We start from the raw sequence: 13,941 nt of genomic DNA, 5'->3' as shown, positions 1-13,941 counted from the left end.
GACGCCTGCTGGCGCAGCTTATGCCTGACAGGCGGCGAGCCGGACGGCTTCGCGGCGCTCACTGACATGGGTCAGCCCGTAGGCCAGCAGCACGATAAGGGCGCCGATCCAGGGGGTGTGCATCAGGCCGAGGTGCTCCACCACCAAGCCACCGACGACGGAGCCGAGCGCAATGCCGACGTTGAAGGCGGCGATATTGAGGCCAGATGCCACATCCACCGCCTTGGGGGTGTGCAGTTCGGCCTGCTTCACCACCAGTACTTGCAGACCCGGCACGTTGCCGAAGGCAAAGGCGCCCCACACCAGCACGGTGAGCACCGCCAGCACCGGGTGCGGCGCGGTGAAGGTGAGGGCCAGCAGCACCAGCGCCAGACCGGCAAACAGCAACTTCAGTGCAGGCAGAGGGCCTATCTTGTCGGCCAGCTGGCCGCCCCAGATATTGCCGACGGCGACCGATACCCCGTAGACCAGCAGGATCAGGCTCACCGCACCGGCGCTAAAGCCGCTCACCTGCTGCAGGATGGGGGCGAGGAAGGTAAAAGCCGTGAAGGCGCCGCCGTAACCGAGGGCGGTTTTGGCGTAGACCAGCAGCAGCGGCTTTTTGGTCAGTACCGAAAGTTGTTCGCGGATGGTTGAGGCCGCCCCCTTGGGCAAGTTGTTCGGGATCAGCAGCAGGCTGCCCACCATGGCGACGAGGCCGAGCAGGCTTACTACCAGAAAGGTTTCACGCCAGCCAAAGACCTGACCAATCCAGGTGCCGAGCGGTACGCCGGTCACCAGCGCTACGGTAAGGCCGCTGAACATGATGGCAATGGCGCTCGCCGCCTTCTCTTTGGCGACCAAGCCGGTGGCAATGGTGCTGCCCACCGAGAAGAAGACCCCGTGCGCCAATCCGGTCAGGATACGGGCCACAATCAGGCTCTCGTAACCCGGTGCCTGCCAGGCCAGCAAGTTGCCGGCGGTAAAGAGTGCCATCAGCCCTACCAGCAGCCACTTGCGCGGCACCTTGCCGGTGAGCGCCGTGAGCACAGGGGCGCCGATGGCTACGCCAAGGGCATAGAGGCTGACCAACAGGCCCGCCGAGGGGAGCGAGACAATGAGCTGCTCGGCGATGGTGGGGATAAGCCCCACAATCACAAATTCGGTGGTGCCGATCGCAAAGGCACTTAAGGTAAGGGCAAATAACGCCAGTGGCATAACAACTCCTTGGTTAGGGACTCCCGACGGGAGAATGGCGCCAGTATGCCTAGGCGGTTTGTTGGCAAAAATGATGGTGACAGCAAATTACTTTTGCCAAATCAGCAGCAATGGCGATGAGTAGGAGGGGAATGGGAGAGACAAAAGTGGCCGCAAAGAGGGGGGAAGAGAGTGGAGTGCGAAGTGACTGGAGAGCAGAGATAAAGCGTGCTGAGCGAGTAGGGCACAAATAGGGAATGGTGGAGGAGCAATGGAAGGCGACAGGGTTGGCTGAACCTGCTGTGTGTGCGGGAGTGAGCAACGAGTGAGATTAAAGGGCAAAAAAACGGGAGGCATGATGCCTCCCGCTGGTGCTGAAGAATGTCATTGAGCGTGATTTGCTCCCTTCTCCCCTTGCGGGAGAAGGGTTGGGGATGAGGGGGAGGTCGCTTACCCTCGCCCTGACCCTCTCCCGTAGGGAGAGGGGATAGCTTGTGGTTGCAATAGGTTTGTGAGGGTTGCCGGTACCCGCCGTCGAAGCGAGAGAGCCTATGTATCTTTTCCTGTTTAATCCCAATCCGGCGCAAAGTCCGGGTTGGCGCAGCGCTCGCCCCGCTCCAGGATGGCGATGGCGGCCATCTCTTCGGCTGTGAGTTTAACCTTGAGGGCTGCAAGGTTAGCGGCGAGATTCTCCCGCTTGGTGGAGCTCGGGATCACCGTCATCTCCTGCGCCAGCAGCCAGGCCAGCGACACCTGCGCCGCCGATACCCCGTGGCGCTGGCCGATCTCCATCAGCAGCGGCTCGGTGAGCACCTTGCCATAGGCGAGCGGCATATAGGCGGTGATGGCGATGCCGTTGGCATGGCAGAACTCCACCACCTTGCGGTTTTGCAGCAGGGGGTGGATCTCCACCTGCTGGTGAGCGATGGCGCCCGGCCCCAAAATCTCGATGGCCTGTTTGAGTTGGGCCACGGTGAAGTTGGAGACCCCGATCTCGCGGGTCAGGCCTTGTGCTTTGGCCTCGGCCAGCTGCTCCAGATAGACCGCCATCGGCACTTCATCCTTGGGGGAGGGCCAGTGGATCAGCGCCAGATCCAGATAGTCGGTGCCCAGTTTTTCGAGGCTCACCTCAAGACTCGGGATCACCTTGCCCGGCCCGAATTCGCTGGTCCACACCTTGGTGGTCAGATAGATATCCTGGCGGGTCACGCCGTTCTCTCGCATCAGCTGGCCCACTTCGGCCTCGTTGGCGTAGATCTGGGCGGTGTCGATATGGCGGTAGCCAAGTTCCAGCCCTTGCAACAGAGAGTCGCGCAGGGGTTGGCCGGTCAGGCGAAAGGTTCCAAGACCCAGGTTGGGCATCTTCATCATGCTACTCCTCAAACGGGTTGCAAAGGGCGCTCAGTGGCGCGGCGGATCAGGCGTCCAGCGGCTGATAGCGGCGAATGGTGCTGCTGGCAAACCAGGGCTCGGCCTTGGCGACAAACTCGGTAAAGTGGGGCTGGCCCTGATGGGTGGTAAGGGCCGCTTCGCTCTCCCACACCTCGTAGAGCATCCAGCTGTGGGGATTGTCCAGATCCTGATGCAGCTGATAGTGCTGACAGCCCTTCTCCAGCAAGGTGGCCGCAATCAGCGGCTCAAGGGCGGCACGAAACTGCTCGGCATATTCGGGTTTGGCTTCAAGCTGGGCAATCACAATCACGGGTGATGACATCTGAACCTCCTTGGCAAAAACGAAGGGTCAGTATGCCTGCCGTGACGTGCTGGAAACAGGGCGCTGGTCGCAAAACAGTATTGAGATAAGAGCAGCAATGGGAAGATAAATGACACCGACAAAGTCGGTGTCAGGGAATAACTAGATCTATACATTAAGGCTGAATTAATTTCAGACTACATTGACTTTGTCAATCACGATGTCGATCTTATTTCTTAAGGATATAGGGTCATTTATTTCTTTTGACATACTACAAATATCATTTATCTCTTCGCTGTTATATAAGTTTCCTTCGAGATTTTTCAAATGACGTTCGATTTGCCTGCGGGATGACGTAGACATTCCATCGATTAACAGTAGCGCTTTTAATCCTTTTATTACAAGATTTCTTTTTTCATTGTCATGCGTAGCTAAATAGAATAGTAGGTCGGAAAATCTTAAGTAAGTCAGTTCATTGTTGGATACGGTAACATTGTTTATTAACTGTGACAAACCGAGTTTCGCTGCTATATAAAACAAGGTGTGTGACTTTTCATTTAACATAGAGAAAGAAGAGCTAGATTTAGATTTTACTATTAGCAGAATCGACATTACAAATACTGATAAAGCAGCTAAAAAACCACTTAAAATAGATCCTAGAGTTGAATCCTCTCTTTTTTTATTACTCAAACTTCCCAAAACCTCATCACTACGTAAAGCTATCTCTGGGTTCATAATCTTGTCTTTAGAAGATAGCATTAGGGATAATGTAAAGTGATCATTCGGGTGCATCTTATTAAATCTGATGATTGTATCTTCTGATTTTGATATGTTAGGTTCTAAGCCTGTAGTTTTGTCTAAATTAAGGGCATCAATGTTTGCTCTGGTTTTAATATGTGTTTCGACATTGGATAGAACCTTTTTTCCTATGTTCTCTACTTGTATTGATGCGATCGACTTAAACACACCATTCACTTCAAGCAGTGGCCCCTGAATGATGGAGTAACTAAGCTGTGCCTTTGGTTCGCTTATCTCATCATATATTTTAGGTGCAACAGCAAATAAGCCTGCAATCAGTGCAGGTAGAATAGCGTATAGAATTATTTTTTTAACTTCTGACATTGATATATAATTCTCCCGTTTTTTATTAGTAGTTATTCATCTTTGTTAGTAATCAGCACTAGCAATGTTTGATAACTCAAAAAATATACGTCCTGAGTTGTAATATTATGTCTAATGTGTCCTTTTACATATATCTTTGTCGTGACTCTCGATACTAAATGGTAATCCATTTTTTCCCCTTGATAAACAGTAGCAAGCTCACAGAGCTGGTGGTTTTTTAGTCGTTTTTAGGTGGCTGAAAGAGATAACGGCTGGTTTGGCGAATGGATAGGGGGCGGAGATTAATTACTCTTCGCCCTATGGTATCAGGCGCTGGCAGTCTCGGACCAGACGGCAAACTCATTGCCGCTGGGCTCAACGAAGTGGAAACGACGGCCACCGGGAAAATCGAAAAGAGGGCGGTTGATGGTGCCTCCGTGTTGGCTCACCTTGGCTTGAGTCGCTTCAATATCGGCGCTGTAGAAGACCAGCAGAGCGCCGCCCTGAGCTGTCAGGTTGCACTGATCTGCCCGATAGAAGCCGCCATCCAGCCCCTCATTGGCAAAGGCGCAGTAGTCGGGGCCGTAATCGACAAATTGCCAGCCAAATACGGTCTGAAAGAAGGCCTTGGTCGCGGCAAGATCTCGCGCAGCAAACTCCACATAGTTCAGTTTTTCATGGGATTTCATTCAGCTCTTCTTCCTCATCATCAGCATCGGCGGGGTTAGTCAGTTGCTCCCACGGAGTCAGTTTCAGCTGCTTGTGCCGTAGCCAGAGCCAAGATGCCATGGTCAAGCCGAAGAATCCCGCGAACAGGGTTGTTTGGCGCAGGGCAAATAGCAGATCCATTGCCATGGGTTGCCAGCTAAAAAACCACATCATCGTGCCCCATACCAGACCAACGCCGACCCCGAATACCAGAAAGTTGGTTAGCCAACCTTCATACTGAGGCGGTTTGACGGGATAACCAAATCTGCGCAGCAGCCTGCACAAAGGGGGATTGTAGTTGGCATGCCATACCCCTTTGCTTGCCAGTTCCTGATGGGCAGCGGCCAGCCGCTCTTCAAATGTCATCGTGTTCGTCCTTGTGTCTATTCGGTTTCATACGAACCAACATGGTCCCATTCTACCGGCAAACACCGAGCAGAGTTTGAGCTGGCCATCACGTTATCTCTCGGTTGTGGCAGCCCGAATACATCAGGCAACGCTTGCCAATACAGAGCGGCTACGCCTATAAAGGCCCATTACTCTTGTCCGGATAACAGCAATGAAGACCCATTCTGATGAACTGACCCTGTTTGTGGCGGTGGTGGAGGCGGGCAGTTTTCGCCAGGCGGCGGAGAACCTCGGTATGGATAACTCGGTGGTGAGCCGCGGCATCAAAAGGCTGGAGGAGAAGCTCTCAACCGTTTTGCTCAATCGCACCACGAGGCGGGTCAGCCTGACCGAGGAGGGGAGCTGGTTTTATCAGCGGGCGGTGAAGATCCTGACCGAGATGAGCGAGGCGGAGGGGCTGCTACTGATGCGCCGCGAACAGCCGGAGGGCATATTGCGGGTCGATGCGGCCACGCCTTTTATCCTCCATCGGCTGGTGCCCATTATCGGCGAGTTTCGACGTCGTTATCCTGCCATCGAGCTGCAACTGCACAGCTCGGAGGGCTTTATCAATCTGATGGAGCGGCGGGTAGACATGGCCATCCGTATCGGCGAGCTGAGCGACTCCTCTTTGCGCGCGTTGCCCCTTGGCCGCTCTCGGTTGCGCTTGCTGGCCTCTCCCGGCTATTTGAGCGAGCGCGGCACCCCGCGCCAACCGGCAGATCTGCTGAGCGGCCACGAGCTGCTTGGCTTTTTGCATCCCGATCACCTCAACCACTGGCCGCTATTGAGTGCCGAGCAGGGGGATCGCTTTCCCATTACTCCCAGCCTGCGTGCAAGCAGCGGGGAAACCTTGCGTCAGCTGGCGCTGGCGGGGCAGGGTATCGTCTGTCTGTCGGACTTTATGACCGGGCCGGATCGGGCGAGCGGGGCGCTGGTGGAGGTGCTGGCACGCAGCAACAGCGGCGCCTCGCGCCCCATCAATGCGGTCTTCTATTCCGATGCCCAGCGTGATATCCGGCTGCGGGTCTGGCTCGATTTTCTCAAAGAGCAGCTGGGCAGCCATACCCTCTAGCCGATGAATGGCATTTATGGCCGGATAGAGAAACGGCCGACATAGGGTCGGCCGTTTTGCGGGAAGGTGGGGGGACCGGTTTAGCGCGGCAGCTTGCCAAAGACCCGGCTAAGCAGGGCGCCGCCGATGACGGGGGGAACGGCCAGCAGCAGGGTCCACTGCCATGAGAGCCCGCCCAGGGTAGCGGCCAGAACGATGGTGGTCAGGACCACCAGTTGGGCGACCATCATCAGAAAGGTGCCTTCGCGGGGGGTCAGTGCATTCTCTTCTTGGGTGGTGCGGGTGCTGGTCGGTTTCATGATCTCATTCCTCTTATTGAGCCTGATATCACTAAGCAACCGCTGTTCCATCTTTTTTCATGTTAATAATCAATAGGTTGTAGTTTTTATCGTTATTCCTGTTATGAGAGCGCTAGCAAAATGATTCGCAAAATGAAAACGCCACCTTGCGGTGGCGTTTTCATTTGCATGAGAGGCTGGCAGGTCAACGAATGCGGTATTGACGGATCTGCTCATCAATCGCTTTTGCCAGCTCGAACAGCTCGCGACTGGCGGCATTGCTCTCCTCTGCATGCTCGCGCTGATGCTCAGCCACCATGGCCAGTTCGTCGAGGGCGGCCTTGGCCTGCCCCATCTGCTGATGCTGGGATTGGGCCAGCGCACTTATCTCGTTGATCTCGAGTGCCGCCTGATTGATCTGGCTGGTGGCATCGATCAGTACCTCCTTGGCCTGACTCATCCGGTTGTATCCCTCTTCGCTCAAGGTGCGCGAGTCGGTCATCGAGTTGCTGGCCTGCCGGGTACCCTCCTGCAGGCGCAGGATCAGATCCTGTACATCCTTGGTTGCGGTCTGGGTGCGCACTGCCAGCTGGCGCACCTCGTCGGCCACCACGGCAAAACCGCGTCCCATGTCGCCCGCCCGGGCCGCTTCGATGGCGGCGTTAAGAGCCAGCAGGTTGGTCTGGTTCGAGACGTCGCGAATGAGGTTCATGATCTGGGTAATGTCGTTGCTGTCCTTGACCACTTCATCGAGCAGGGTTGAGGAGGTGCTGATGCTGCTGCGCAGCGTCTCAAGCCGGTTGGCACTCTGGGTGACATCCTGCTCGATGGTGCGCATATGGCCGGCGATATGGTGGGTCACCTCGTTGACCCCCATGGAGCGGCTGGCTATCTGTTCGGCATTATCCCCGATGAGAGCGACCACGTTGGTCAGCTCCTGAATGCTCTGTGCCTGCTGGCACGCCTCACCCGCCAGCGCTTGCGCCTGATGCAGTGACTGGGAGGATTGGGCCGACAGGGCACTGCCCGATTGCTGGAAGCGGTAGAAACTCTGGTTCAGGCTCTGGATCAGCCGGTTGAAGCTCTGGGCCATCAACCCGAGCTCCGACTCGTCCGAGAAGTCGAGGCGGGTTGCCAGATCCCGGTCAGCAGTGATGTGGTGCATACCATCGGCGGCTTGGCGAATGGGGCGGCTGATGGAGTGGGCGAGCCAGGCCGACGCCAGCATCGCCAGGGTGCCGATGGCGAGCGAGACAATGATGATGAGCTGACGGGATTCATGCAGTCCCTCCTCCAGTTCAGCACCATTGATCTCGCCGATAAGTATGCGGTTGAGCGCCGGTATGTAACGCACCGCGATAAGGTAGGTTTCACCATTCTGCGCAAGGGATTGGACGGCAACCTGTTCATGGGCGTTGGGAATGAGCTGTTTGACGGTGTCGAGAAACGCAGCCTGATGGTGGGCCGCATCCTCCTGCTCCTGATCAGGGTGGATTTCGATGGAGCCGTTCATGTCGGCCAGATAGACCTGACCGCTTTTGCCGATCCGGTAGCTGCTGATGAGCTTGCGCAGTGAATCCATATTGATGGAGGTGCCCGCCACCGCCAGCGTCTTGCCTTCGGACGTGACAGCCGTATTGATATAGAGCGAGGCGCGCTTGTCAAAGTCCGAGATATCGAGGTTCAGCTCGTAGGGGTGCTTACGTTTGAGAAAGCCGTAGAACCAGTCATCTTTCAGATCTGACTCATGCAGCTGTTTCTGGGCGGTGGGGCCGCCGCTGAAGTTGATCAGGGTATTGGTCTGGAGCGGCGCGATAAAGACATTGCCGCCAATGCGCTGCTGCAGTGCCTGAAAGTAGTGCTCCATCTTGGGCCACTCTGCTGCCGGCATACCCTGAGCCAGCCAGTCGATGACGAAGCTGTTGCTGGCCAGTGCCTGTGCTTCGGTCAAGTGGTGGGTCAGCTCGGCAGTGAGCTGGTTGGCGATACGATCCACGCTGCTTGGCAGCTCATAGCGCTCGACCCGCTGCTGCGCCTGAGTGTGGGAGATCTGTTCCAGGATCAGGGTGATACAACTGATGGCGATGACCATCAGTATGGCGACACCGGAGAGGATCCGGGTTCTGATCCCGAGTCCTGACCAGAGGAAGTTAAGTGAAAATCGGTTTATCGCTCTGTCCATAATCCCTAGCTCCTGTAAAAAACAGGTCGCAGATGCGACCCAGAAGCAAATTATAGATAAACAACTCAATTAAGTTGTGCCGAGTGCATAAGTGAATATCGACAGGGGATGGAGAGGGGAGATAGAGCTAAAAAGAGAGGCCGACATGAGTGTCGGCCTCTCTTGTTTTTCAGGTCAACGGGGCGCGGTTATCCGATCACTCCTCTTCAGCCCAGCGGCGTGAACGCTCGACCGCTTTCTTCCAACCGCTGTAGCGTTTGGCACGGTCGTCGCGGTCCATCTGCGGGATGAACTCACGGTCCACGCTGAACTTGTCTTCCAGCTCGTCCGAGCTTTTCCAGAAGCCGACGGCCAGACCTGCCAGGAAGGCGGCACCCATGGCGGTGGTCTCGATACGGGTCGGGCGCACCACCGGGGTGTGCATCATGTCGGACTGGAACTGCATCAGGAAGTCGTTGGCTACCGCGCCGCCGTCTACTTTCAGGGCTGCCAGCTTGATGCCGGAGTCCTGCTGCATCGCATCCAGCACATCGCGGCTCTGATAGGCGATGGATTCCAGTGCGGCACGGATGATGTGGTTGCGGTTGGCGCCGCGGGTAAGACCGACCATGGTGCCGCGTGCATACGGATCCCAGTAGGGCGCGCCCAGACCGACGAAGGCCGGTACCAGATAGACGCCGTTGGTATCGCCAACCTTGGAGGCGAAGTAGTCGGTGTCGCGTGCATCGTGAATGATCTTGAGCTCGTCACGCAGCCACTGGATGGTAGCGCCGCCCATAAACACCGCACCTTCCAGCGCGTAGTTCACTTCCCCTTTCGGGCCGATGGCGACTGTGGTCAGCAGGCCGTTACTGGAGCGAACCGGCTCGGTACCTGTGTTCATCAGCATGAAGCAGCCGGTGCCGTAGGTGTTCTTGGCCATCCCTTTTTCGAAGCAGAGCTGGCCGAACAGGGCGGACTGCTGGTCACCGGCGATACCGGCGATGGGGATGCGGGAGCCGCCGCCACGGGTGGTGTAGCCATACACCTCGGAAGAGGGTTTCACTTCCGGCAGCATGGACATGGGGATGCCCAGCTCGTCCAGCATGCGCTGATCCCACTTCAGGTCGCGGATGTTGTAGAGCATGGTACGGGAGGCGTTGGTCGGGTCGGTGACGTGCACTTCACCGTTGGTCATTTTCCACACCAGCCAGGTGTCGATGGTGCCGAACAGCAGCTCGCCGTTCATCGCCTTCTCGCGGGCACCTTCCACGTTGTCGAGGATCCACTTCACCTTGGTACCGGAGAAGTAGGCATCCAGTACCAGACCGGTGTTTTCACGCACGTACTCTTCCAGACCACGCGCTTTCAGCTCTTCACAGATGGCTGCGGTGCGGCGGCACTGCCAGACGATGGCGTTGTAGATGGGTTTGCCGGTGGCCTTTTCCCACACGACAGTGGTTTCACGCTGGTTGGTGATACCGATGGCGGCGATCTCTTCGCTGCGAAGGCCAGTCTTGGCCAGCACTTCGGTGAAGACGGAGGATTGGGTTGCCCAGATCTCCATCGGGTCGTGCTCTACCCAGCCCGCTTTCGGGTAGTGCTGGGTGAATTCGCGCTGGGAGGTGCCAACGATATTGGCATCCTGATCAAAGACGATGGCGCGGGAAGAGGTAGTACCCTGGTCCAGAGCGACGACATATTTCTTTTCAGCAGACATGATGTTCTCCACGTTTTTATTTTCCACGTTTTTACACGTTGGGGAGGGGCGCTCTTAGGCGGCGGCCTCTTCTTTGGCGGTTTGGGCAGCTTGCTCGGTGGCGGCAACACGGTTGCCCGGTACACAGGGAGCCAGCACTTTGACATAGAGGGCAGTACCAATCTGGGCACCGACGATAGGGCCAAGGATGGGGACCCAGAAGTAGGGGTTATCACGGCCACCGGTCATGGCCACATCACCCCAGCCGGCCAGGAAGGCGAACAGTTTGGGGCCAAAATCACGAGCCGGGTTCATGGCAAAACCGGTTAACGGGCCGAGAGAGGCACCGATCACGGCGATGAGGATACCGATCAGCAGGGCGGCGGCAAAGCCTTTGGGAGCGCCGTTGTTGTTGTCACCCAGCGCCATGATGCCCAGCATCAGCACGGCGGTGATCACCAGCTCGACGGTGAAGGCCTGCAGGTTGGAGATGGCGCCATTGGGATAGGTAGAGAAGATCCCGGCGGTGCCGAGGCTCTCGACGCTGCCGCGCACCACGTTGTGGGTCACTTCCCACTGGGTGAACAGGTTGCTATAGAGGAAGTAGACCAGCGCGGCGAAGCAGAAGGCGCCGGCGATCTGGGCGATGATGTAGGGCACGACTTTGCGCTTGTCAAAACCTGCGAAGGTCATCAACGCCAGGGTGACGGCCGGGTTGAGGTGGGCCCCCGAAATACCGCCGGTCACATAGATGGCGATGGCAACGCCCAGACCCCAGGTAATGGAAATTTCCCACTGCCCGAAGTTGGCTCCCGCCAGTACCAGTGCGGCGACACATCCGACGCCGAAGAAGATCAGCAGGCCGGTTCCGATAAACTCGGCGATGCACTCGCCAAGCAGGGTATTGGGTCTTTGTATGCTCATAAGTATTCCTTAGGTATCCACCCGTAGAGGTTTGATGTTCCGTTTTATCTTTATTGTGGCTATCCATTGCGACCGAAAACGTTTCCTTGTTCTTTATTCTTCTTGCGCAAACGTTATGTTCGTTTTCGCTCGTTCTCGGACGTGAGAGAAAATAAACCTTCCCATAAATTTCACCATCCCCCCGCCATGGGAAATGTGGACAAGATCCCACTCATTGCTAAGAAAATGTGACGTAAAGCAATATGTAATCTCCATAATACCCCCTATGAGGTAGTCGCTAACCCTTGCTGTACAAGGGATGACGCTTGATGAGCGTTTTCTCATTTGGAGCTTTTTTTTGTAATAAAACTGCAATATTTGAGCATGCATCACAGAACTTATGAGCGCATATGAGCACAATTGGCTCGCTTACGAATCAATGGACTCACCTGATTCGTCTGACTGTTCAAGGGCACCCTCAACAGCCCATAACAACAATAAGGAAGCAGAACATGCTTAGTCTCTTCAGGCCTGCGGCGCACATCGACAGGCTCCCGGCCGACAAGGTCGACCCCTTCTACAAACGCATGCGTTGGCAAGTGTTCTTCGGGATCTTCTTCGGTTACGCCGGCTACTATCTGGTGCGGAAAAACTTCAGTCTGGCCATGCCCTACCTGGTCGAGCAGGGTTTTTCCCGCGGAGATCTCGGCTTTGCCCTCTCCGGGGTGTCCATCGCCTATGGTCTCTCCAAGTTCCTGATGGGGAACGTATCTGACCGCTCCAACGCCCGTTACTTCCTCTCTGCCGGCCTGCTGCTGTCAGCTGCGCTGATGTTCATGATGGGTACCATGCACTGGGCCACCTCCAGCATCGGCATCATGTTCGTGCTCTTGTTCCTGAACGGCTGGGCACAGGGCATGGGCTGGCCGCCCTGTGGTCGTACCATGGTGCACTGGTGGTCACAGAAAGAGCGGGGCGAAGTGGTCTCGGTCTGGAACGTGGCCCACAACGTGGGTGGCGGCATGATTGGCCCGCTGTTTATTCTGGGGATGGGTTGGTTCAACGACTGGCGCAGTGCCTTCTATGTCCCGGCAGCCGCTGCGGCGGCCATCGCGGTGATCGCCTTCCTCGTAATGCGCGATACCCCGCAATCGGTCGGCCTGCCGCCCATCGAAGAGTACAAGAACGATTTTCCCAAGGATTACAATGAGAGCCATGAGCAGGAGTTTTCCGCCAAGGAGATCTTCGTCAAGTACGTGCTGCACAACAAACTGCTGTGGTACATCGCGATTGCCAACGCCTTCGTTTACCTCATTCGTTACGGTGTGCTGGACTGGGCGCCAACCTACCTGAAAGAGGCCAAGGATTTCAGCGTCGACAAATCCTCCTGGGCTTACTTCCTCTATGAGTGGGCCGGTATTCCGGGCACCCTGCTGTGCGGCTGGATCTCTGACAAGATGTTCCAGGGCCGTCGTGCGCCGGCCGGTATCCTGTTCATGGTGCTGGTAACCCTGTTCGTGCTGGTCTACTGGCTCAACCCGGCTGGCAACCCGACCGTCGACATGCTGGCACTGGTGGCCATCGGCTTCCTCATCTACGGCCCTGTCATGCTGATCGGTCTCTATGCGCTGGAGCTGGCACCGAAGAAGGCGGCCGGTACTGCAGCTGGTTTCACCGGTCTGTTTGGTTATCTGGGCGGTGCCGTGGCGGCCAACGCCATGCTGGGTTACACCGTTGACCACTTTGGCTGGGACGGCGGCTTTATGGTGCTGACCGTATCCTGCGTGCTCTCCATCATCCTGCTGGCGATGACCCTCAAGCACGAGAACCTTGCCGTGGCAGCCAGAGCCGAGGCTCATAAGGCATAAAACGTGATCCTCAGCTTATTGATCCCCAAGGGGATCGGGTAAACTGCCAAAAGGCCCCGTACCTGCCGGGGCCTTTTTTCGTCTCATCATCGGAGTGCAAGCGTGAAGCAAACCCAACGACATCTGGAGATCCTGGACGTCCTGACGCGGCAGGGATTTGTCTCGACCGACGATCTGGTGACCCATTTTGATGTCAGTCCCCAGACCATTCGCCGGGATCTGAACGATCTCGCCGAGCAGAACAAGATCCGGCGCCATCATGGCGGTGCCTCCCTGCATTCGAGTACCGTCAATACCGCCTACAGCGCCCGTAAAGTGATGCAGCTCAAGGAGAAAGAGCGTATCGCCCGCGAGGTCGCCGCCAATATTCCCGATGGCTCCTCCCTCTTTATCGATATCGGCACCACTACCGAAGCTATTGCCCGCGCCCTGCTCGATCACCGCGAGCTGCGCATTGTCACCAACAACCTCAACGTGGCCAGCATTCTGACGGCCAAGGATGACTTCACCGTCATCATCGCCGGTGGCGAGATCCGCAACCGGGATGGTGGCATCGTGGGGGAGGCAACCCGTGACTTTATCGGTCAGTTTCGCATGGACTATGGCGTCATCGGCATTTCGGGTATCGACAACGACGGCTCCCTGCTCGATTTCGACTATCACGAGGTGAAGATTGCCCAGGCCATCATCGCCCACTCCCGCCAGGTCTTTCTGGCCGCTGACCACACCAAGTTTGGTCGCAACGCCATGGTCAACCTCGGCAACATCAATCAGGTTCACGCGCTCTTTACCGATCAGGAGCCGCCCGAGAAGTTGACAAGGTTGATGGCCCAGCATCAGGTCGCCTGCCATATCTGCTGATATAGCGCCTGTGTTGTGGAGTTCAGGTCGC

13 protein-coding genes are annotated in these 13,941 nt (G+C 56.5%); 3 read left to right on the top strand and 10 right to left on the bottom strand.

Features of this window, described 5'->3' with window-relative positions; translation table 11 throughout:
• Positions 1 to 18: 18 nt before the first annotated feature.
• From AAHA41_RS03090 to AAHA41_RS03065, 6 genes are all read right to left on the bottom strand, one after another.
• Positions 19 to 1,197 (bottom strand): MFS transporter, encoded by a 1,179-nt coding sequence (locus AAHA41_RS03090; protein WP_323070437.1) that lies wholly within the window; start codon positions 1,195 to 1,197, stop codon positions 19 to 21.
• A 546-nt stretch (positions 1,198 to 1,743) separates the two neighbouring features.
• Complete coding sequence (gene dkgB, locus AAHA41_RS03085; protein WP_323070438.1) at positions 1,744 to 2,547, bottom strand: 2,5-didehydrogluconate reductase DkgB; 804 nt, start codon at positions 2,545 to 2,547, stop codon at positions 1,744 to 1,746.
• 46 nt (positions 2,548 to 2,593) lie between these two features.
• Positions 2,594 to 2,890, bottom strand: a complete 297-nt coding sequence (locus AAHA41_RS03080; RefSeq protein ID WP_201965955.1) for a putative quinol monooxygenase — start codon at positions 2,888 to 2,890, stop codon at positions 2,594 to 2,596.
• A 171-nt stretch (positions 2,891 to 3,061) separates the two neighbouring features.
• Positions 3,062 to 3,991: a hypothetical protein gene (locus AAHA41_RS03075; protein WP_104014454.1), complete on the bottom strand. Its 930-nt coding sequence runs from the start codon at positions 3,989 to 3,991 to the stop codon at positions 3,062 to 3,064.
• Between the two features lie 305 nt (positions 3,992 to 4,296).
• Entirely contained in the window at positions 4,297 to 4,659 is a 363-nt protein-coding gene (locus tag AAHA41_RS03070) for a VOC family protein (RefSeq protein ID WP_323070832.1), read from the bottom strand.
• Positions 4,646 to 5,044, bottom strand: a complete 399-nt coding sequence (locus AAHA41_RS03065; RefSeq protein WP_323070831.1) for a DUF6404 family protein — start codon at positions 5,042 to 5,044, stop codon at positions 4,646 to 4,648. Before AAHA41_RS03065 ends, AAHA41_RS03070 begins: the two co-directional genes overlap by 14 nt.
• A gap of 193 nt (positions 5,045 to 5,237) precedes the next feature.
• On the opposite strand from AAHA41_RS03065, the gene AAHA41_RS03060 reads away from it, so the two are divergent.
• Complete coding sequence (locus AAHA41_RS03060) at positions 5,238 to 6,140, top strand: LysR substrate-binding domain-containing protein (protein WP_124240886.1); 903 nt, start codon at positions 5,238 to 5,240, stop codon at positions 6,138 to 6,140.
• Between the two features lie 80 nt (positions 6,141 to 6,220).
• Here the strand turns inward: AAHA41_RS03060 and AAHA41_RS03055 are convergent, their stop codons facing one another.
• The 4 genes from AAHA41_RS03055 to AAHA41_RS03040 all read right to left on the bottom strand — a co-directional run bounded on the left by AAHA41_RS03055 (position 6,221) and on the right by AAHA41_RS03040 (position 11,202).
• On the bottom strand, positions 6,221 to 6,439 hold the full coding sequence (locus tag AAHA41_RS03055) for a hypothetical protein (RefSeq protein ID WP_104014458.1): 219 nt from the start codon (positions 6,437 to 6,439) through the stop codon (positions 6,221 to 6,223).
• A 184-nt stretch (positions 6,440 to 6,623) separates the two neighbouring features.
• Positions 6,624 to 8,600 carry a methyl-accepting chemotaxis protein gene (locus tag AAHA41_RS03050; RefSeq protein WP_182925727.1) on the bottom strand — a complete coding sequence of 659 codons (1,977 nt, stop codon included), beginning with the start codon at positions 8,598 to 8,600 and terminating at the stop codon, positions 6,624 to 6,626.
• Between the two features lie 196 nt (positions 8,601 to 8,796).
• Positions 8,797 to 10,299 (bottom strand): glycerol kinase GlpK, encoded by a 1,503-nt coding sequence (gene glpK / locus AAHA41_RS03045; RefSeq protein WP_033112913.1) that lies wholly within the window; start codon positions 10,297 to 10,299, stop codon positions 8,797 to 8,799.
• 54 nt (positions 10,300 to 10,353) lie between these two features.
• A complete protein-coding gene (locus AAHA41_RS03040) occupies positions 10,354 to 11,202 on the bottom strand; it encodes an MIP/aquaporin family protein (protein WP_033112912.1) in 849 nt (282 codons plus the stop codon).
• Positions 11,203 to 11,693: 491 nt separating this feature from the next.
• Here AAHA41_RS03040 and glpT point away from each other — a divergent pair, with 491 nt between their 5' ends.
• Together glpT and AAHA41_RS03030 are read left to right on the top strand one after the other, a co-directional pair.
• A complete protein-coding gene (gene glpT / locus AAHA41_RS03035; protein ID WP_323070830.1) occupies positions 11,694 to 13,049 on the top strand; it encodes a glycerol-3-phosphate transporter in 1,356 nt (451 codons plus the stop codon).
• A 102-nt stretch (positions 13,050 to 13,151) separates the two neighbouring features.
• Positions 13,152 to 13,910, top strand: coding sequence for a DeoR/GlpR family transcriptional regulator (locus AAHA41_RS03030; RefSeq protein WP_033112910.1), 759 nt, complete (start codon positions 13,152 to 13,154; stop codon positions 13,908 to 13,910).
• Positions 13,911 to 13,941: the final 31 nt, after the last annotated feature.

The organism is Aeromonas sp. SER (assembly GCF_038739615.1).
Taxonomy (GTDB): Bacteria; Pseudomonadota; Gammaproteobacteria; order Enterobacterales; family Aeromonadaceae; genus Aeromonas; species Aeromonas jandaei.
Note: the sequence above shows the minus strand (reverse complement) of the source record. Positions and strands in the feature narration are given on the sequence as shown.